The organism is Gloeocapsopsis sp. IPPAS B-1203, assembly GCF_002749975.1.
In the GTDB taxonomy this organism is placed as follows: domain Bacteria; phylum Cyanobacteriota; class Cyanobacteriia; order Cyanobacteriales; family Chroococcidiopsidaceae; genus Gloeocapsopsis.
This window is the reverse complement of sequence record NZ_PEIG01000004.1, coordinates 309,270-328,132: the sequence shown is the minus strand read 5'-3', so window position 1 is coordinate 328,132 and position 18,863 is coordinate 309,270. Positions and strand designations below refer to the sequence as shown.

Annotated in this window: 18 protein-coding genes and 1 riboswitch; of the genes, 9 read left to right on the top strand and 9 right to left on the bottom strand. The window is 40.9% G+C overall.

The window, feature by feature from the left end; translation table 11 throughout:
• Positions 1-57 precede the first annotated feature (57 nt).
• Positions 58-2,700 carry an alanine--tRNA ligase gene (alaS, locus tag CSQ79_RS09590; protein WP_099700959.1) on the bottom strand — a complete coding sequence of 881 codons (2,643 nt, stop codon included), beginning with the start codon at positions 2,698-2,700 and terminating at the stop codon, positions 58-60.
• Between the two features lie 326 nt (positions 2,701-3,026).
• Between alaS and CSQ79_RS09585 the strand changes: the two genes are divergently transcribed.
• Positions 3,027-3,236, top strand: a complete 210-nt coding sequence (locus tag CSQ79_RS09585) for a heavy-metal-associated domain-containing protein (RefSeq protein WP_099701029.1) — start codon at positions 3,027-3,029, stop codon at positions 3,234-3,236.
• 118 nt (positions 3,237-3,354) lie between these two features.
• Here the strand turns inward: CSQ79_RS09585 and infC are convergent, their stop codons facing one another.
• Positions 3,355-3,882, bottom strand: coding sequence for a translation initiation factor IF-3 (gene infC / locus CSQ79_RS09580; protein WP_099700958.1), 528 nt, complete (start codon positions 3,880-3,882; stop codon positions 3,355-3,357).
• Between the two features lie 333 nt (positions 3,883-4,215).
• On the opposite strand from infC, the gene CSQ79_RS09575 reads away from it, so the two are divergent.
• Positions 4,216-5,163, top strand: coding sequence for an alpha/beta fold hydrolase (locus tag CSQ79_RS09575; protein WP_099700957.1), 948 nt, complete (start codon positions 4,216-4,218; stop codon positions 5,161-5,163).
• Positions 5,164-5,309: 146 nt separating this feature from the next.
• Here the strand turns inward: CSQ79_RS09575 and CSQ79_RS09570 are convergent, their stop codons facing one another.
• On the bottom strand, positions 5,310-5,657 hold the full coding sequence (locus CSQ79_RS09570; RefSeq protein WP_099700956.1) for a BON domain-containing protein: 348 nt from the start codon (positions 5,655-5,657) through the stop codon (positions 5,310-5,312).
• Positions 5,658-5,888: 231 nt separating this feature from the next.
• Here CSQ79_RS09570 and CSQ79_RS09565 point away from each other — a divergent pair, with 231 nt between their 5' ends.
• Positions 5,889-6,620: a 2-phosphosulfolactate phosphatase family protein gene (locus tag CSQ79_RS09565; RefSeq protein ID WP_099700955.1), complete on the top strand. Its 732-nt coding sequence runs from the start codon at positions 5,889-5,891 to the stop codon at positions 6,618-6,620.
• 232 nt (positions 6,621-6,852) lie between these two features.
• Here the strand turns inward: CSQ79_RS09565 and CSQ79_RS09560 are convergent, their stop codons facing one another.
• From CSQ79_RS09560 to CSQ79_RS09540, 5 genes are all read right to left on the bottom strand, one after another.
• A complete protein-coding gene (locus CSQ79_RS09560) occupies positions 6,853-7,059 on the bottom strand; it encodes a type II toxin-antitoxin system HicB family antitoxin (RefSeq protein ID WP_099700954.1) in 207 nt (68 codons plus the stop codon).
• On the bottom strand, positions 7,043-7,168 hold the full coding sequence (locus CSQ79_RS09555; protein WP_289500982.1) for a hypothetical protein: 126 nt from the start codon (positions 7,166-7,168) through the stop codon (positions 7,043-7,045). Before CSQ79_RS09555 ends, CSQ79_RS09560 begins: the two co-directional genes overlap by 17 nt.
• A gap of 99 nt (positions 7,169-7,267) precedes the next feature.
• Positions 7,268-7,996: a RadC family protein gene (gene radC, locus CSQ79_RS09550; protein ID WP_099700953.1), complete on the bottom strand. Its 729-nt coding sequence runs from the start codon at positions 7,994-7,996 to the stop codon at positions 7,268-7,270.
• A 104-nt stretch (positions 7,997-8,100) separates the two neighbouring features.
• On the bottom strand, positions 8,101-9,444 hold the full coding sequence (locus CSQ79_RS09545) for a glutamine synthetase family protein (protein ID WP_099700952.1): 1,344 nt from the start codon (positions 9,442-9,444) through the stop codon (positions 8,101-8,103).
• 28 nt (positions 9,445-9,472) lie between these two features.
• Positions 9,473-10,114: a pentapeptide repeat-containing protein gene (locus tag CSQ79_RS09540; RefSeq protein ID WP_099700951.1), complete on the bottom strand. Its 642-nt coding sequence runs from the start codon at positions 10,112-10,114 to the stop codon at positions 9,473-9,475.
• 229 nt (positions 10,115-10,343) lie between these two features.
• On the opposite strand from CSQ79_RS09540, the gene CSQ79_RS09535 reads away from it, so the two are divergent.
• Positions 10,344-12,086 (top strand): ABC transporter ATP-binding protein, encoded by a 1,743-nt coding sequence (locus tag CSQ79_RS09535; RefSeq protein WP_099700950.1) that lies wholly within the window; start codon positions 10,344-10,346, stop codon positions 12,084-12,086.
• A gap of 81 nt (positions 12,087-12,167) precedes the next feature.
• Here the strand turns inward: CSQ79_RS09535 and crtD are convergent, their stop codons facing one another.
• On the bottom strand, positions 12,168-13,673 hold the full coding sequence (crtD, locus tag CSQ79_RS09530) for a C-3',4' desaturase CrtD (protein WP_099700949.1): 1,506 nt from the start codon (positions 13,671-13,673) through the stop codon (positions 12,168-12,170).
• Between the two features lie 149 nt (positions 13,674-13,822).
• Positions 13,823-13,963, top strand: a riboswitch (cobalamin riboswitch).
• Between the two features lie 453 nt (positions 13,964-14,416).
• On the opposite strand from crtD, the gene CSQ79_RS09525 reads away from it, so the two are divergent.
• The 5 genes from CSQ79_RS09525 to CSQ79_RS09500 all read left to right on the top strand — a co-directional run bounded on the left by CSQ79_RS09525 (position 14,417) and on the right by CSQ79_RS09500 (position 18,863).
• Positions 14,417-14,815 carry a DUF1636 family protein gene (locus CSQ79_RS09525; RefSeq protein ID WP_289500978.1) on the top strand — a complete coding sequence of 133 codons (399 nt, stop codon included), beginning with the start codon at positions 14,417-14,419 and terminating at the stop codon, positions 14,813-14,815.
• A gap of 32 nt (positions 14,816-14,847) precedes the next feature.
• The gene (locus CSQ79_RS09520) at positions 14,848-15,285 is read left to right on the top strand and encodes a hypothetical protein (protein ID WP_099700947.1); all 438 of its coding nucleotides are present in this window, start codon (positions 14,848-14,850) and stop codon (positions 15,283-15,285) included.
• An 18-nt stretch (positions 15,286-15,303) separates the two neighbouring features.
• Positions 15,304-16,161 carry a class I SAM-dependent methyltransferase gene (locus CSQ79_RS09515; RefSeq protein ID WP_099700946.1) on the top strand — a complete coding sequence of 286 codons (858 nt, stop codon included), beginning with the start codon at positions 15,304-15,306 and terminating at the stop codon, positions 16,159-16,161.
• Between the two features lie 244 nt (positions 16,162-16,405).
• The gene (locus CSQ79_RS09505; protein WP_099700945.1) at positions 16,406-17,320 is read left to right on the top strand and encodes an SPL family radical SAM protein; all 915 of its coding nucleotides are present in this window, start codon (positions 16,406-16,408) and stop codon (positions 17,318-17,320) included.
• On the top strand, positions 17,304-18,863 hold the full coding sequence (locus CSQ79_RS09500; RefSeq protein ID WP_099700944.1) for a photosystem II assembly protein: 1,560 nt from the start codon (positions 17,304-17,306) through the stop codon (positions 18,861-18,863). The genes CSQ79_RS09505 and CSQ79_RS09500 overlap by 17 nt, the downstream gene beginning before the upstream one ends.

Here is an 18,863-nt window from a genome sequence, read left to right as displayed (position 1 = left end):
AGTCAACGGAGGTGGACTTTGTCTGTCTAGCAGCGAATTCATTCGCCAAGCTAGTTGTTATATTGAACTCAAAGACGATCGCAGTTGTTCGCGGGCGTTTTCTAATGCTTCAGGAAGTTTACTCGGATCGCGCCCACCAGCTTGAGCGAGGTTTGGACGCCCACCACCACCACCACCACAGATTTTGGCGATCGCCCCGATAAACTTCCCTGCTTGTAAGCCTTGATTATTCACTTGCTTACTAAATGCAGCGACTAAACTGACTTTTCCAGCTTCGGGAACTGAACCTAAAATAACTGCACCATTACCGAGTTTTTGCAATAAACGTTCGGCTGCGGTTTTGAGTGCTTCAGCATCGACTCCTTCTAATTGTGCAACCAAGATTTTGGATTCGCCTACCGCTTCGGCTGACGATAACAGCGTATCAGATTTAGCGATCGCGAGTTCTGCTTTGAGGTTTTCAAGTTGCTTTTGGGTGTTTTTCAGTTCATTCTGTAATCCAGTGATGCGATCGCCGAGTTCTTCGGGTTTTGCTTTAAAGCGATCGCCTAGTTCCCGCACAACTTTATCACGGACATTTAAGTAATCCAACACTGCTGCACCTGCTACAGCTTCGATGCGTCGTACTCCAGAAGCAACGCCTGATTCAGAAATAATTTTAAAAACGCCAATTTCTGCAGTATTGCTGACGTGTGTTCCCCCACATAACTCCATCGATACACCAGGGAAATCTAAAACACGCACTTGTTCGCCGTATTTTTCCCCAAACATAGCGGTCGCACCTTTTGCTTTGGCTTCGGCTAATGACATAATCGCAACATCGGCTTGAACCGCCCATGTAATCCACGAATTTACTTGTTCTTCAACTTTTTGTACTTCCTCTGGTGTCAGCGCTCGCGGACAGTTAAAATCGAATCGCAGGCGATCAAAGGCTACTAAAGAACCTGCTTGTGAAATCGAATCATCAACAATTTTCTTTAAAGCTGCTTGCAATAAATGCGTTGCTGTATGATGTGCTTGTACGCGACGGCGACATCCACTATCAATTTGGGCGTTGACTTTATCTCCCGCACGTAACGTTCCCCGCACAATCCGCCCAATATGGATATAAAAGTCAGATTCGCGCTGTACGTCTGTCACTTCTACTAATGCATCCTCGCTACTGATATACCCGCGATCGCCAATTTGTCCGCCTGATTCAGCATAAAATGGTGTTGTATCAAGAACGACTTGGACATCTGTTCCAGCTTCAGCTGACTCTACAGTTTCACCATTGAGTAAAATCGCTTCTACAACTCCTTGGCTAGAAAACTGCGTATAACCAACAAACTCCGTAACCTTGATCTCTTCTGCTAGTTTATCCAGCGAACCTTGAACCGTTAAATCAATTGTTTCGTGGGCTTCTTGCGATCGCGTTTGTTGTTCTTCCATCGCTTGGTTGTATCCAGCTTCATCCACTGTGAGATCTTGTTCTGCTGCAATTTCTTGCGTCAGTTCGAGTGGAAAGCCGTAGGTATCATATAAAGTAAACGCATCGCGCCCATCGATTTGAGTTTTCCCTTCCTTCTTGACTTTTTCGATGATTTCTGCTAGTAAATCTTCACCCCGCGCCAAAGTTTTCAAGAAGCGCGATTCTTCTCGTTGTAGTTCTGCTTGAATTGCATCTTCTTGTTGACGCACTTCGGGGTAAGCCGATTCAGCAAGCGCGATCGCACTTTCTGCAACTTGTGTTGTAAATTCCCCTTCAATACCAATTAATCTTCCGTGACGCACAATTCGCCGAATCAAGCGTCGTAAGACATAACCGCGTCCTACATTAGAAGCATGAATTTCATCAGAGATCATGTGGACAACTGCACGAATGTGATCTCCAATTACTTTGAGAGATACTTGTGTTTTTTCATCACTCTTGGCGTAGTTAATTCCAGCAATTTCTGCTGCGGTTTTAATAATCGGGAAGATCAAGTCAGTTTCATAGTTATTTGGAACCTGTTGCAAAATCTGCGCCATGCGTTCCAAACCCAATCCTGTATCAATATTTTTGTTTTGGAGTGGTGTTAAGTTACCATCAGCATCGCGGTTGTACTGCATGAACACCAAGTTGTAAAACTCGATAAACCGCGTGTCATCTTCTAAATCAATGTCATCCCCGCGTTCTGGATGAAAATCATAGTATATTTCTGAACATGGACCACACGGACCTGTAGGACCTGACGCCCAGAAGTTATCATCCTCTCCCATGCGTTTGATGTGAGTTTCCCGAACGCCAATTTTATCGCGCCAAATCGCATAAGCCTCGTCGTCATCTTCAAACACACTGACAACGAGACGTTCAGCAGGTAAGCCAAAGACTTCCGTAGAGATTTCCCAACCCCAGGCGATCGCTTGTTCTTTAAAATAATCGCCAAAGCTAAAATTCCCCAGCATCTCAAAAAATGTGTGATGCCGTTTAGTCCGCCCAACATTTTCGATATCATTGGTACGAATACACTTCTGAGACGTTGTTGCTCTTTTAAATTCAGGCGATCGCTGTCCGAGAAATATCGGTTTAAATGGTAGCATTCCCGCGATCGTCAGCAGCACAGTAGGATCTTCAGGTACTAGAGAAGCACTAGGCAAAACGGTATGTCCTCGTTGTGCATAAAAATCGAGGAATTTTTGCCGAATGTCGTTACCGCTGAGATACTGGGGAGAAAACATGAGTTTTTTGGAGTGGCTAGTGACTAATGGCTAGAGATAATGGCAGTCTAGCGTATGAGTTGATTTGATTTATTTTATTAAGACGTACGTAGTAGACAATTAACGGTAATTACCCATTACCATTGACCAATTACCAACCGAAACAATTCTTTCGGTTCCTTTCGGCGTCAGTCTTAATTCATATATTTTTGCATTTTGGTTGTGATTGTAGCCACCCGTAGTGGATGTATCTCAAATAATCTAGCTAAGGGTTCATGAACTCAACGTGCTCAGGACTGTAAAATATTCATTTGGAAAATTCTGAATTTGATCGAATTTATTTAGTTATGGCTCTTAAACTCAACGTTCCAAGTATTGTCTGTGATGGTTGTGCGCAAACAATTAGAGAATCTATCAATACAATGGAACCCGACGCGCAAGTCAATGTCGATGTCAACGCAAAGACAGTGACAGTAGAATCTGAAGCTTCTGAAGAAACCATCAAACAAGCGATCGTTGCTGCTGGTCACACAGTTGAAGGTTATCAAGCAGGTTAAGATTTAATGATGTAACTGGCTGACCACGCAACAAGCCAAAACAAACTAAAAATAAGTGATGAGTGGCAAATCACTCATCACAATTAATAGCACTAAGTTGTATAGATTTATGACAACATTACTTCTTCGGAGCTATTAGCATCATCATGTTTTTACCTTCTTTTTTCGGCGCTTGCTGGACTTCTCCTACTTGCTCTAAATCCGTTGCCATCCGTTTTAGCAAAGTTTCCGCTAGGTCGCTGTGTTGGATTTCACGACCTCGGAACATCACAGTAGCTTTCACTTTATCGCCATCTTTGAGAAAGCGCTGTGCTTGGTTAACCCGTACTTTGTAGTCGTGTTCCTCAATCTTGTAGCGCATCTTAACTTCTTTGACGTCAGCAGTATGCTGCTTTTTTCGAGCTTCCCGTGCTTTTTTCTCTTGCTCGAATTTATACTTGCCGTAGTCCATAATTCGACAAACAGGGGGATCGGCTTTGTCGCTGAGGAGGACGAGATCAAGCTCTTTCTCTTCTGCTATTTGCAAAGCTTCTCGTGGCGATAGAAGTCCAAGTTGCGCTCCATCGGTGTCTATGACCCGAATTTTGGGAAAGCGAATTTGTTCGTTAGTTAAGGTGAGATCGCGATTTTTTCTTTTGTCAATCACAGGCGTTAATAATCAAGAGCAACTGTTTGGAAAAACCAGCCTTACTTTTAGCTTAAATAAGCGCAGAATAATGCTTGTGGCACTATATCAATTAAAGTTTAGCTAAACTCAGTAAGAAGTGGTATTGAGTGTCATTAATCTTTAGCAAACAGAAGACTATGTTTGGTACTCGAACAACACTTTAGCAAATTTTTAAGCTGAGTGGGGGTAGGGTAAATCCTACATTTTAGGACGGGCAGACAGTATTAGCTAAAATAGATGCAATGTTTGCTTGCCTTTCGCTAAAATTTAAATAAAATCTTAAGAGATTTTTGTAAATTTATTTTAAACAGAATGAGTGCGATCGGTGATTGTTGGCAACAAAGAATTGGCAGTCAAAGAGACTGGGTTTGGCGGGGATGGCAAACTCGATATACCTATATTCGACCAAAAAAGCAACTCCCCGAAACAAAACCACTTCTTTTACTTCATGGTTTTGGCACTTCAATTGGGCACTGGAGGCAAAATCTTAACGTACTTGGGGAATCGCATACTGTTTATGCAATTGACATGCTAGGTTTTGGCGCTTCTGAGAAAGCTGCAGCAAATTATCAGATTACGCTTTGGGTTGAGCAGGTTTACGACTTTTGGCGAACGTTTATTCGCCATCCGGTTGTTCTAGTCGGTAATTCAATTGGTTCACTCGTGTCGCTGGCTGCTGCTGCAAGTCATCCAGAGATGGTACAAGGAATTGTGATGTTAAGTTTACCCGATCCATCTTTGGAAGAAGAAGTGATTCCTGCTGCTTTAAGACCGGTTGTGCAAACAATCAAATCGCTGGTTGCTTCACCACTAATCCTAAAAACTGCATTTCGCTTAATCAACAGACCATCAATCGTCCGGCGATGGGCATCAATTGCCTATGCTAACCCTACTGCAGTCACTGATGAATTGGTAGATATACTAATAGGTCCAGCACAAGACCGAGGTTCGGCGCAAGCATTTTATGCAACTATTAAAGCAATATCAAGTGCTAACGGCATTAGCGTCAAAAAATTACTACCTTCTGTTGAAGTACCAATGTTACTAATATGGGGAGAACAAGACCGGATGGTTCCCCCAAAATTAGCACAAAAGTTCATAGCATACAATCCGCAGGTGCAGCTTTTACAGCTAAAGAATGCAGGACACTGCCCGCACGACGAATGCCCTGAGGAAGTCAACCTAGCAATCTTAAATTGGATAAATAGTTTTTTACAGACAGCAAGCGACTCAAAGAATTCTTTTGCTTCTATTACATAAAAATCACTGCTAACTAATAGTAACTAATTTATGAAACAACTCTCTATAGTGATTATTATAGAGAGTTATATAAAGTGGAAGATTTATTGCCACACAGTTTGGTATTTACATCACTGAACTATCCAATCCAATAAATTTCAAACAATTTAGCCAATTGTTACTTGGTTAGTTTCTACAGAGGTTGCACCGTGAACTCCTCGTGCGACTGAAACCATCTTGTTAAGAATTTCTTGATTGGGAACTCTACCTTTTAAGACAACTGTGCTACCTGTTTGTGCTACATACAGAGTATCAATATCATCAATAGTTGAATCTTGATCAAATGCTAAAGCGACTCGTTTTGCTAAACCGCTTTGATCGTATTCTCCATTTAAGCCCATGCGCTCAGGAGGAACTTGTTGGGTAGTAGCTCCTGCTTGCGGTTGCGGTTTTGTACTAAAAGACGGTGCGTTCTTTGGTCTATCAAGTCCAAAAAGTCTTTTTAGCCAACTCATAATCTTTTGTGTAAATAAACTATTCAACAATTTTTATTAAACCAAGTTTTGGCATTTGTAGCATCTACCTACGAAAAGATCTTATGGTAAGTATTGAATAACCCAGGAGATATATGTTAATAAATATACGAAATAAGAATGTTGCTGAAAAAAGTTAGAAATTTTAGGTGTCAGAATAGCCATATGATTTGGTAAGATGACCAAAGTTTTGATTGCAGTGATTGTTAGGTTGTGAAACTATTCATTTACCACACTCCCGAACTGACTCCAGAGGATAAAGTACCAGACTGTGCGATCGCAGTCGATGTACTACGTGCAACAACGACAATTGCTACTGTATTGGCAGCTGGCGCTGAAGCAGTGCAAGTGTTTAGCGATTTAGATCAGTTGATACAGGTAAGTGAAGCTTGGTCAGCCGAAAAAAGACTGCGAGCAGGAGAACGTGGCGGCGCTAAAGTAGCAGGCTTTGATATGGGCAACTCTCCTCTTGATTGTACACCAGAGCGCGTCCAAGGACGCCGATTGTTTATCAGTACAACGAACGGAACCCGCGCACTACAACGAGTACAACATGCTGCTGCTGTAACAGCTGCTGCTTTTATTAACCGTGCGGCTGTTGTCAAGTACATTATGGCTCAGCAACCAGAAATATTATGGATTGTGGGTTCTGGTTGGGAAGGAAGTTTTTCACTGGAAGATACAGCATGTGCTGGCGCGATCGCCCATAGTATTTGGCAGCAAACCGAATTACCTTTAGAAGAGTTAGCCGGAAACGATGAAGTTATGGGAGCGATCGCGCTTTATACCCAATGGCAAAATAATCTCTTAGGATTGTTTCATCATGCCAGTCATGGTAAGCGCTTACTCCGCTTGGAGTGTTACGAAGATCTAAAATACTGCGCTCAAACAGATATAGTCGATGTGCTGCCTTTACAACAAGAGCCAGGAGTTTTAAAAGTGTAAATAGGATATCCTGCGCGCTACCACTGCGCTAATCATCCGTAGCGGTATAAATTAATATAATAGAGAGTGATTAACAAGTACGTATATTTTCAATTTCCCTGTGGGTATTCATCCTCTAGACACGTTTCGATTGCTCTGGCGGATGATTCGAGGTTGGGGAAGTCTTTTGGACATTACTGATGGTTATCCGGTGTAACCTTGTTTCATCATTTGTGTACCAATAGTACATAAATTATCCTGCAAGTGCTGGTTGTGGTAGTGCTTTACCTTGGTCTTGATAATGCAAGCACATTGTTTCTAAAAGTTCCTCCGCACTTTCTAAGGCATCTTGATAAGTATTGCCATGAGTACGAACGTATGGACTAAACTCAGGTAACGAAGCGATATATACTTGGTCTTCGTCACTCCACTGAATAAGGATACTATAGTGTGGTGTCATCTTCCCCTCCAGGCTGTTTCACTTCTTGCACATTACGAACATCTTTTTCTTGATAACGCTGTGCATCGTCTCCGTCATTACCAGCTAAGGTAATGTTGTATGGCAGCAACAGATAAAGCCTGACTTCCTCAACATTGCCTTAAGTTCTCTAATTTTAATTTTTTTGGGCATATATTCTAAAGTACAAGATAGGAAAAGAAGTTTAGATTTATTCCTGTGGATACTCATCCCATAAAGTTGTAATTTCGCGGAGACTTTGATGATTACCGTCACCTAAAATGAGATGATCTAACAAAGGAACGTCTAAAAACTGCGCTCCAGCTAATAGTTGTCTTGTCAATTCAATGTCTTGAGGACTCGGTTCTACATTTCCTGAAGGATGATTATGAGCAACAATCACTCTTGTTGCACCCTGACGAATGACTTCTCGAAAAATTTCTCTGGGAGAGGCTAAGGTTTCGGTTGCTGTACCGATTGTAATCACCTGAGTACCAATGAGTCGGTTTTTAACATCTAGAAGCAACACAGCAAAACGTTCTTGTGCTTGCCACATTAAATCTTGACTTAAAGTCGCTGCTGCAGCAGCTGGACTATCAATGACAGTGCGTTCTAGAGGACGAGATTGAAACGCTCGTTTACCCAGTTCAACCGCAGCTACAATTGTTGCAGCTTTAGCTGACTTAATTCCGTGAATTTGCATAAGTTCTTGAGGAGTTATTTCCCTGAGAACAGCCAGCGGATCGCGTTGATTTTTACTTAGTTCTTGTAAGATATATTGCCCTAAACCTACTGCTGAAAGCTTTCCCTGTCCTTGACCTGTACCTAGTAAAATGGCAATTAGTTCTGCTGTTGCTAAATTGTTAGCACCATGAGCTAACAATCGCTCGCGTGGTCTTTCAGTTGTTGGTATATCTGCAATTCTCAAACAATAGGTCATAGCAATTAGGCAATCAATACTTACAGTGAGACTACCTTTATTTATGCCCTCTTTTGTCTAAAAAGTTACATCCAATAGTATAAATATAAGTAGGCACCTTGCCACTAGTATCGCTCTAACAAGAGTTTGACTTCTGCTGCTAAATCGAAATTCTGCATCGCTTCCCATTCAGCTTGTCGCACTGCTAAGAAGGCTTGAGCTAGGTGTGGATTTAAGGCACTTAGAAGAGTAGTATTTTGTTTGAGGTGAGCGATCGCTTCTGCTAAATTTTTTGGTAATCGGTCAATACCACGTTTTTGTAATTCTGTTGGTGATAAGAGTCCTGGATCGACATTGATTGATTCTCCAAGCGTCAAATTGTGGCGGATTCCATCAATTCCAGCAGCAATGACAGCACCTAAAGCCAAGTAAGGATTAGAGGTAGCATCTACAGTTTTAAATTCAAACTGAGTGGGATACTGATCTTCTGGATCGCTGGGGACTCTAATTGCAGCTTCGCGATTATCAATTCCCCAACAACGAAAAGCACCACTCCAATAATGAGGACGCAAGCGACGATAAGAATTAGGGCTAGGAGTTGTTATTGCCATCAGTGCGGGAAGATGATGTAAGATTCCGGCAATGAATGCCCTGGCGACAGAAGATAGTCCTTCTATACCTTCTGATGGAACTAAATTTTTGCCGTCACGCCATAAGCTTAAGTGGAGATGACAACCACTACCCGCAGCATCAGGAAAGATTTTAGGTAAGAACGATGCTTTAAGACGGTGTTTGAAGGCGATCGCCCGCACTGTATTTCTAAAGACGATTTGTCGATCAGCAGCAATCAATGCTGAACCGTAGCGTATAGAAATTTCTTGTTGTCCAAAACCTGATTCAGGATAATACTGTTCGACAGGAATTTTTTGGGCAATTAATGCTTCCGCAATGTCATCAATTACCTCGCGGTTAATATCCATCGCCACAGCAGCAGCAAACAGTGTTTCATCTACCGGAACAAGATTATCGGTTTGCTGGAGGAGATAAAATTCATTTTCAAACGCTGCTTGAATTTCTATTCCCTCACTAGCAGCTATATCAATCATGCGCTTGAGAAAATTTCGAGGACACAATGCCCAAGGTTGTCTATTGTAGATCATGTCTCCCATGACTTGAGCATGACCATTTGCATAGGGTAAAAGTATTAAGTTAGACCAATCGGGAACTAAGCGAATTTCCCCAACAGGACTTAACCCACTATCTGGCATGACTGCATCGTACATCACGGGTACACCTTGCTGCCCTGCTGAAATACCGACACCGTGTTCGATGTAATGTGATAGCATTCCTATGTGTACAGCCTTGCCACGAATGATATTAGCATTGTCACACCACAAAATCCGCACAAACCGAACACCGTCAGTTTCCAGTGATGAGATCAATTCGCGACTTGTATTGCTTTGAGGCATTTACCAATTACCAATTACCCATTACCATCTACTGATGAACTGTACCATCAGGCATAATTGCACCTGTGAGACGAGCACCTGTGAGTTTGACAAAAATGCGATCGCCAACTCCAACACGCGCCCCGCGCAAATCTGCACCACTTAAATCTGCACCACTTAAATCTGCACCGACTAAATTGGCTTCTCGGAGGTTAGCATGACTCAGGTTAGCTTGCAAAAGATTGGCACGAAACAAGTTTGCTTGAAACAAAATTGCGCCACTGAGATTAACTTTATGCATAAATGCATCGCTCAGATTCGCACCTGTAAAATTAGCGTTGCGAAAATCTCGCCCTGAGAGATCTCTTTCTTTCAAGTTGGCTCGTTTAAAATCTGCACCCCAATATCGAGTCTCACTTGATTGTGGGCGAGGAGGGCGATATGACGGTGATGGTGAGGCGTTTGGTGGAGTTGCTTTGGGTTTTTGTTGTAAATAGGCTCGCAGGCGATCGCGTGCTGTATTGATTTCTTTGAGGAACTCGTTTGCTTTTTGTTGCAGTCGCGGATTATCTTTAGGAATCCGATCCGGATGCCAAATAAATGCCAAATCTTTATAAGCTTGGTTAATTTCTTCGAGTGTTGCTCCTGGTTCTAGTCCTAGAACTCTGTAGTATTGCTCGTTGGCACTCATCTGCGTTCTTTACCCTGCATGGTTACTATTAAACAGTTAAAAGCCCTGATTTGATCTCAGGGAAAAACTCAGAAAAATTGTCCTGAGTTTGCTAGCCCCTCAACGCCAGTTTGACGCCACTTGCTACAACGGAGGACACCTCCGCACGAAAAAAGCGGCTCCTCCTCATCTCTAGTACACCAAAGCGTTCGCATTTAATTATAAATAAAGATGTAGTACACAATATTTTATGCAATCTCTTAACCGCGTTCTAGGAAGTCTCAAATCTTACTGGCTGATTGCTACTGGAGCATTAGTTAGCTTGTTACTACTAACAGCTGCGAATGCGATTACTCCACAATTATTCCGCTGGGGTATTGATGACGGTATTGCCCGCTTTGACTATCAAGTGATTTTTAAAGTTGCTGGCGCAATGGTTTTAGTGGCGATCGGTCGAGGTTTGTTTAATTTTGGACAGACTTTTTTGGCAGAAAAGGTGTCTCAAGGCGTCGCCTACGACTTACGCAACAGAATTTTTAGAAAGATTCAAAATCTCAGTTTTAGTTATCACGATCAAGCACAAACTTCGCAGTTATTAACGCGCATCACGAGTGATGTTGAACAAATTCGCACGTTTGTCGGGACAAGCTTAATTCAGGTCGTTGGTGCTATTGTAACTTTAGTGACCATCGCAACAATTCTCATTTTAATGAATTGGCAACTAGCGTTGATTACCTTGGGCTTAGTTCCAATCGCTGCACTGATCCTGGCACAGTTTCTCAGAAAAAATCAAAAGCTGTTTGGTCAAGTGCAAGAACGACTGGGAGACCTTAACGCAATCTTACAAGAAAATATCTTCGGTGTTCGTGTTGTCAAAGCCTTTGTCCGCGAACCTGTAGAAATGACACGCTACACACAGTTAAACAACGAATTGATCAAAGTAAGTATGCGGACGATCGCAGCAATTCGCAATGCGTTTCCGTGGATCTTTCTACTCAGTAACCTGATTACAGTTGTTGTTGTTGGTGTCGGTGGCATTCAAGTCATTGGCGGTACATTCTCGATTGGGGAATTAGTCGCGTTTAACTCCTACCTATTATTTATTCTCCAACCTATTTTACTAATTGGTTTTGCTGCTCCAGCGATCGCCCAAGCTGCTGCTTCTGCTGAACGAGTTTATGAAGTTGTCGATGCAGAAATTGAAATTCGCGATCGCCCTGGTGCTGTACCGTTTGAAAAATGCGGCGGTCGTATTACCTTTGAAAATGTCCATTTCCGCTATCCTGGGGCGACGACAGAAGCTCTTAAAGGCATTTCTTTTGAAACCAAACCTCAAGAATTAATTGCCATCCTTGGCATGACTGGTTCGGGTAAAAGTACGATCATGAATTTGATTCCTCGCTTCTATGATGTCACCGCAGGTGCAGTCAGAATTGATGGACGTGACGTCCGCGATTTTTCTTTAGAAAGCTTGCGATCGCACATCGGCATTGTCTTTCAAGAAACAACACTCTTTTCTGGTACGCTCCGCGATAATATTGCCTATGCTGCACCTGATGCTCCTCTAGAAAAAGTCATCAATGTTGCTAAAACTGCCCAAATTCACGACTTTATTGCTAGTTTACCCGACGGTTACGACACAATTGTCGGCGAACGAGGTGTGGGGCTATCAGGAGGACAAAAACAAAGAATTGCGATCGCGCGCACTCTTTTAACTAATTACCGGATTTTAATTCTCGATGACAGTACCTCCGCAGTTGATGCGAAAACTGCTGCTGATATTCAAGATGCTTTAGATGACTTAATGCGAGGCAAGACTTGCACGTCGTTTGTCATTGCCCAAAGAATCAGCACGATCCGCAACGCAGACCGCATTTTACTTATGGATAAAGGCCACTTAGTCGCCCAGGGAACTCATGAAGAGTTGATGCGTAACAGTAACCTTTACGGCTCAATTCTAGAATCGCAAATGAAGCAACCGACAGCAGCCTAATAAGGAGCGAGGAGTGAGGGGCGTTAGCGCAGCGGGACGAAGTCCGGAGCGAGTGAAAGAGTATCTAGTGACTAGTGTTGTTCAAAAGCTCTCAATTTGCCTAACGACTGTTAATGCCGAGTAACTGACACCTGCAGTTCCCTCCCCTGGATGTGTTGAATCACCAACTAACCACAAATGCTTGATGGGAGTTCGATTTGCAAAGCCAAAAGGACCAAAAGTTGGTATTCGTTGACCAATACCACCAACGATACCTTGATCTCTTGCTGTATATCGGGCAAAGGTGCGCGGTGTTGCGGCTTCTACATGAATAATCGTTTCTGGTGTTAAATGAAAGAATTGACCAAGTTTAGTAATTGCCTCTTGGGTATACTTTGCTTTCATTGCCTCATAATCATGACAACGCCACCAAGGTAACGGCTCGACAAACGAAGAAGCGATAATTGTTCTTTTACCTACTGGGGCGCGACCATCACCTAGACGACTGACAGACACAAACAGTGAATTATTATCTCCAATCAGACCATCAGCATCATACATAAATTGTAGATGTGGAGGACACTCAGTAGGAATTGCACTCTCTTCTACACCCAAGTAAATGACAAATGCACCTGATGCTTGTGGTAATTTATCTACTCGTTTTTTGTAACCATTTGGAGCATTCTCACCCAATAACTGTACTAAGTTTTGGACAGTGGCGTTAGCAACTACACAATCAGTTGGTTCTAGCCAAGATTCACCTTTTTGATCGCTAATAATAACACCTGTTGCTTTGTTATTTTGTACTTGAATATGTTCTACAGTATGACGCATCAGGAGTTTGCCACCATCTCTTTCTAAGGCAGTTACTAAGCGATCGCTCAACACCTGCATACTACCTTCCAAATGATACAAACCCTGTGGTAGCTGCGAGACACTCAACGCAGTCGCGGCATAAAGTAACGCGGTTTCTTCTGCATCTACCTGAGAATAAAGCTTTAATTGCAAGTCTAAAAATGTTCTTAATCGTTGATCGTTTCCTAGTCCATATGCCCGCAACGCATCGCCTACTGTCATCAAGGTAAATGGCAAAGTCACTAAAGTTCCAGGACGTACCGCCGTTGTCAGTTGCCACAAATCCCAAAGGTTGCGCGGTGGTAGAACAGGATCGCGTCCTTGAAATGCCCAGCTTGCTTTGAATAAAGTTGCAATTAATTGCCAAAACGGTTCGCTACCAGGAAATTGTCGTTGACGTTCTGTTTGCCACTTTTGGGCGTCGCGCCACACATTAATTGGTTGTGTTTCACCAGGAAGATACACCGCGCACGCTGGATCGCAAGGAGTTGCGCGTGGTGGATCAATTTCTAATTCAGAAAAGATGCGCTGATGAATGCCTCCAGGTTCGAGTCCTGCTACTTGTGTTGCGCCCACATCAAAGGTAAATCCTTTGCGCTTGAATGTAGAAGCACAACCCCCTGGAACTAATGCCTGATCGACAACTAACACTTGATAGCCTCGATGTGCTAATAATGCACCTGCGGTAAGTCCACCAATTCCTGCACCAATGACAACGATGCGATTGCTACTGCCTTTCTGACGGCTTGGCATAAGTTAAGCAAAAGTAGTAACTTACATTATTCTAATATTAAGTTATGTTAATAAGCTTAGTTTTTCGCTCATAAAGTTCGCTGCAGACTAGAATGCATTATTTCTTAGTGAGATTGCCCAAACTGTGAACTATAAATCATGCTATTATGAGGAAATCAATCATTCGGTTCTGATGGGGGTCAGCCATCAGAGGTAACGGGGAAAGCTCGGTGTAAATCCGGCATTGTCCCGCAGCTGTGATGAGATTTATGTCTCAAAGTCAGAATGCCCGCCGAAAAAAACTCTATCTATCTGCGAGGTACAGATAATTTTTAGCATAAGAATTTATCCAGTCTGCTTGAGAATATATTATCAAGAAGCTACAAATTACCGACCAAAACGTAACATAGAGGCTGGTAAAAGGTAATTGGTAATGGGAAATTCAGGAAGGACAAAGAATATCGATTTACCCTGTCATTCAGTTCCCCCGTCTCCCAACAAAACGGAACGTGTGATAAATAGTTATACCCACCTACTTAATTAATTGCCAGTGTCGAATCATTCAATTGAACTAAAGTGACTGAATCAAAGTGCGGATCTTGAATGCACAGCACTATTTTAATAGTGGGGTTTAGCTGAAACGCGTATTTTTCTAATGCAGCCGGAATTTCTGCTGGCTTGCGATCGCATCAAACAGTCGCAGCACAACTACGATAAGTTGCCATGTCTGCGCTTCAGACTTCATTCTATATATTTCAAAATTAATGAACAAACATACTTTATTTATCTGCACGACCTGTGCCAGCGTGTGGCAAAATGGCAATCGCATTGGTGAGAGTGGGGGACAACAATTATTACAACAACTTCAGGAATTAGCACAAACTTGGGAGTTGCAGCATAAATTTTCCATTCAAGCCGTAGAATGTATGAGTGCTTGCAATCGTGCTTGTGTTATTGCCTTTGCTGGGGAAGGAAAGTTAACTTATCTTTTTGGAGATTTACCAAAAGAGGGCAGTGCGCCAGCGATCCTCGAATGTGCAACTCAATACTACACTAAATCTGATGGTTCTCTGCCTTGGTCGGAACGACCAGAACCCTTAAAAAAGAGTATCTTAGCAAAGATTCCACCCCTAAATATTGCTGCTAGTTCTAATAAAAATTAACAAACGATTATCACTCTACAGTGAGGAAGCGAGTGCGATTATCTGATAGTGTCTGGCAAGGAAATTTTGGCTACTGGCAAAATAACTTTATTCATAATAATTTGCTAGTAATAGGCTATACAGCATGGCAAGGGTTTCAGTCATTTGGGCGAGGAGTTGTCATTTGTGATGTGGATACCTCTGTTACTTATACAATGACAAATCTTGATACAACTCCCTTCGCACTTCAATATATGCCTTCTAATCTGATTGAGTTTTACTTGCGATCGCAATCTACTAGCTCATCAATAATCTCTGCCATTCTTCCCGCAGTTGCAACATACAATCCTGATCAAGACATTATTTTAATGCTAAAAGCTCATCCTCAAATTGAAGTCAATTTCTTACATCAGCTCAAGATTACTCCACTCAACTGTTACGAACAAGTGTGCAAACGATGGGAAGAATTTCAGCCAAGCCTAATCACCTAAAACTTACTTTATGCCTGAATGACTAAGCCAAAAGCAACTAATATTCCTAAACCAACTCGCTACCAAAATGCAGCGATAGACTATTACATAGGACTCACAAATTCCTCCTATCTTCATTATGGGTATTGGGAACCACTCCCTGAAAAAGGCGAGGAATTGACTCTAACTCGCTTGCGTGCAGCGCAGGAAGCCTATGCAGCGAAGTTAATCAGTTTTATCCCAGAAGGTATAAAAACTGTGCTTGACGTAGGTTGTGGTATCGGTGGTAATGCCGCGTATTTGTGCGATCGCGGTTTTATTGTCGAGGGGTTAGCACCAGATGCACTTCAACAAGAAAGGTTTATCAAAAACACTAACAATCAAGTACCTTTCTATTTAACAAGATTTGAAGATTTTCACACCTCACACTTCTACGATCTAGTTCTGTTCAGTGAAAGTAGCCAATATATCGCCGTTGAAGATTTAGCTCAAGGTGCGGTTCGTTTATTAAGTAATGGTGGCTACCTGTTGCTTGCAGATATGATGCGTTCTAATGCGGAATATCGAGAGGGCATTTTTTCTAATTGTCATGTCGCTAGCGAACTTCACGCGGCTTTGATCCAAGCTGGCTTTAAGTTAATCAAGTCTGAGGACATCTCAACTCAAGTTGCGCCAACAATTGATTTATGTGTTGATAACTTCCGTACTTTTGGACTGACTACTGTTAAATACATTGCTGATGTAGTGGCGATCGCACTTCCACCGTTACATTCACTGGGGCGTTGGGCATTTAATCGTTGGCTAGAAAAGCCGATTGTTGAAGGGTTAGCAGCACGCACCATTTTCGATAACCATCTGTGTTATGACATCCAACTCTGGCAGTTATCGAGTCCTTAGGTTGACCAAAATGATCGTACAGACGAATATCAAGATTAAAAACGGAGAAAATACGATCTCATTTTAATGACCAATCATCCAGGGACGCCCGTGGTAATAATTGTGATTCTGCGAATGTGAATCGCGCTGCTTAACTTTTGGTTCTGCACTTTGTTCAATTCGACGACTCAAAGTTGGAGGTATAAAATTAAACTAGCAAACAGCAAAAAACTGTTGCTGCAACGGTATCTAATTTAAAATAAATATGACTAAGCCTCAGTATGAAAAATATTGCGAAAGTACCCCCACCATTTTAGTCAAAGAAACATTCGGTAACGCCAATATTTACTCACAAAATACTCAGTCTCTACTAACAAAAGCAACTGGATTTATCGCAGCTTACGATTTTACACTGAATCCATATCGAGGTTGTCAGTATGGATGTAGCTATTGTTATGCAGTAGCATTTAGTCCTAATCCAAAAATGCGTCAAGATTGGGGTAACTGGGTCATTATTAAGCAAAATGCTGTAGAAGTTTTAGAAAAAGAATTGAATCGCTGGTGTCAAAAAAATCCAGGAAAATTCCCTAAAATTTACATGAGTAGCGTTACTGATCCTTACCAACCGATAGAGTCTAAAAAGCAACTGACTCGCCGACTACTAGAGGTTATGCTAGAGTATCGCCCAATTTTAGTTATTCAAACTCGTAGTCCAATCATTACTAGAGATATTGATATTTTACAGCGATTCAAGCACTTACGAATTAATATGAGTATTCCTACTGGTAGTGAAGTAGTCAGAAAAGATTTTGAACCGCGATCGCCTAGTATTAAAGCTCGTTTTAATGCTTTAACAAAAATTAAAAAAAATATTGATCCCTTAAAAGGTTACGTCCCCAAAATTTCGATTACTGTTACACCACTACTTCCTACTTTACCAGCTGACGTCACAAATTTTATCAATCAACTTCAAATAGGCGATCGCATTGTCATTCAAGAATTTCATTCTAGTCAAAATCGCCTACTTGTAGCAACAACTCGTCAGGAAGCTTTGACAATTAAGCAAAAATACGCTTGGTGGTATGAAAATGAGAAAGTAAATTATTTAGTATTCAAAGATAAATTAACTTCTCTCAAAGATATAGAGATTATTGAAGGTAAGGATGGCTTCACTTATTAGTAAAATAATCGTAGCATGGTGGCAACGATTTCGATTCCATAAAGCTCTAGGCAAAGGAGATACTGGTTTAGCAAAGAAAATACTAAACAAAACCCAAAAAGCAGAGAATAGATATTCTCCTCTTCAAAAAACCTTTAAAGAAAAATTAGAGTTAGAAGAACGTTTAGTAGTATCTGAAAGCGAAGTTTTAAGTTTACGACAACAATTAATAGAAGCTAGGCAAAATCAAGAAATTGTAACTATTATTCATAAACAGGAATACCATGATTTATTAGAACAAGTATCTACTAGTGAAAGAACAATTAAAAATTTACAACATCAACTAAATCACCGAGAGAAAAAAATCAGTTTAGTAGAACTGCAAATTCAATCAGATGAATATTTAATTAAAGATTTAGAGCAACAAATAGATCAAAAAGAAGCAGCATTGAATCTAAGTTACGAGCAAATCGTTATTCAAGAGCAGTTACTCAAAGAATTACAACAACAGCAGTCAACTTATAATACCTGCTTACTTAAACCAAAGTTAGAATTGATAGCACACATATCAAACGTACTAAAAATAACTGATTTAGATCAATATAAATTGCATTGTACTGGAATAGATCAGATTGTTTTTGATGAGTTTGAATCTAGTTTAACTAATTATTTGGTAGAAGAGTTCAAAAAAATACCTGAACTCCATTTAACTACCGCAATAAACAAAGCACGTACAGATATTAGTGAAGTACGGAACAGAAGAGATCCGCAATATAATTTAGAATTAACTCCTCATGTTTATTTTCTACAGTATTTTTTAGATAATGTATACTGTACATACATTGCTTGGTTCTTAATTTATAAATCTGGATTATTATCAAGTCAGCTAACTGTATTAGATATTGCTGCTGGACCTAGTACAGTTGCTTATGGGTTAGCTTTATTTTTGCAGAGTAGTAAAAACTTTTTACAAACATCACAAGTACCCTTTTGCTACTATTCTTTAGAAAAGCAATCTAGTCTACAGCAGCATGGAAGGCAATTTTGGCAACAATATGTAGAACAACATCTAGATACTAATACTTATTTTAGGTTTGATACTAGTGATATTTTGAGCTATGAAAAGCTAAATAAATTACCACAAAATTTCTTTAATTTTATAGTAATTTGCCACTGTTTCTTTAACGAAAAAGTGCAAAGATATAAAGCTCTAAAAGCGTACAAAAAGATAATATCAACAAGTTTAGCATCTGAAGGTTATATTTTATTAATTGTACAAGGAACTAAACTATATAGAGCATATGACACTTATCATTGCGAAGATATTAGTAAAGAGCAACAGGTTATAAAACTATTTTTAGATGAACTACAATTGACTCTAGAGTGGTACAAATACATTACTTCGACTGGAAAAAGAGGATATACAGAGAATTTCTCTGAATTTGCTAGAGAGAATTTACCTAACCAAAAGTTTATGCAACCTCTCCATAACCAATATTTAAAAATTCCATATTTTAAAAATTATGCAGTTGATGACTATGTAATTTTAGCCAAAAAAGTGTAA

Excerpts from the sequence above, each read along its gene's own strand:
- CSQ79_RS09500 (WP_099700944.1), top strand. The coding sequence starts at position 17,304 with ATGGCTTCACTTATTAGTAAAATAATCGTAGCATGGTGGCAACGATTT.
- CSQ79_RS09525 (WP_289500978.1), top strand. The coding sequence starts at position 14,417 with ATGAACAAACATACTTTATTTATCTGCACGACCTGTGCCAGCGTGTGG.
- CSQ79_RS09505 (WP_099700945.1), top strand. The coding sequence starts at position 16,406 with ATGACTAAGCCTCAGTATGAAAAATATTGCGAAAGTACCCCCACCATT.
- CSQ79_RS09560 (WP_099700954.1), bottom strand. The coding sequence starts at position 7,059 with ATGACACCACACTATAGTATCCTTATTCAGTGGAGTGACGAAGACCAA.
- CSQ79_RS09540 (WP_099700951.1), bottom strand. The coding sequence starts at position 10,114 with ATGAGTGCCAACGAGCAATACTACAGAGTTCTAGGACTAGAACCAGGA.
- crtD (WP_099700949.1), bottom strand. The coding sequence starts at position 13,673 with ATGCCAAGCCGTCAGAAAGGCAGTAGCAATCGCATCGTTGTCATTGGT.
- CSQ79_RS09535 (WP_099700950.1), top strand. The coding sequence starts at position 10,344 with ATGCAATCTCTTAACCGCGTTCTAGGAAGTCTCAAATCTTACTGGCTG.
- CSQ79_RS09585 (WP_099701029.1), top strand. The coding sequence starts at position 3,027 with ATGGCTCTTAAACTCAACGTTCCAAGTATTGTCTGTGATGGTTGTGCG.
- radC (WP_099700953.1), bottom strand. The coding sequence starts at position 7,996 with ATGACCTATTGTTTGAGAATTGCAGATATACCAACAACTGAAAGACCA.
- CSQ79_RS09575 (WP_099700957.1), top strand. The coding sequence starts at position 4,216 with ATGAGTGCGATCGGTGATTGTTGGCAACAAAGAATTGGCAGTCAAAGA.
- alaS (WP_099700959.1), bottom strand. The coding sequence starts at position 2,700 with ATGTTTTCTCCCCAGTATCTCAGCGGTAACGACATTCGGCAAAAATTC.
- CSQ79_RS09515 (WP_099700946.1), top strand. The coding sequence starts at position 15,304 with ATGACTAAGCCAAAAGCAACTAATATTCCTAAACCAACTCGCTACCAA.
- CSQ79_RS09570 (WP_099700956.1), bottom strand. The coding sequence starts at position 5,657 with ATGAGTTGGCTAAAAAGACTTTTTGGACTTGATAGACCAAAGAACGCA.
- CSQ79_RS09545 (WP_099700952.1), bottom strand. The coding sequence starts at position 9,444 with ATGCCTCAAAGCAATACAAGTCGCGAATTGATCTCATCACTGGAAACT.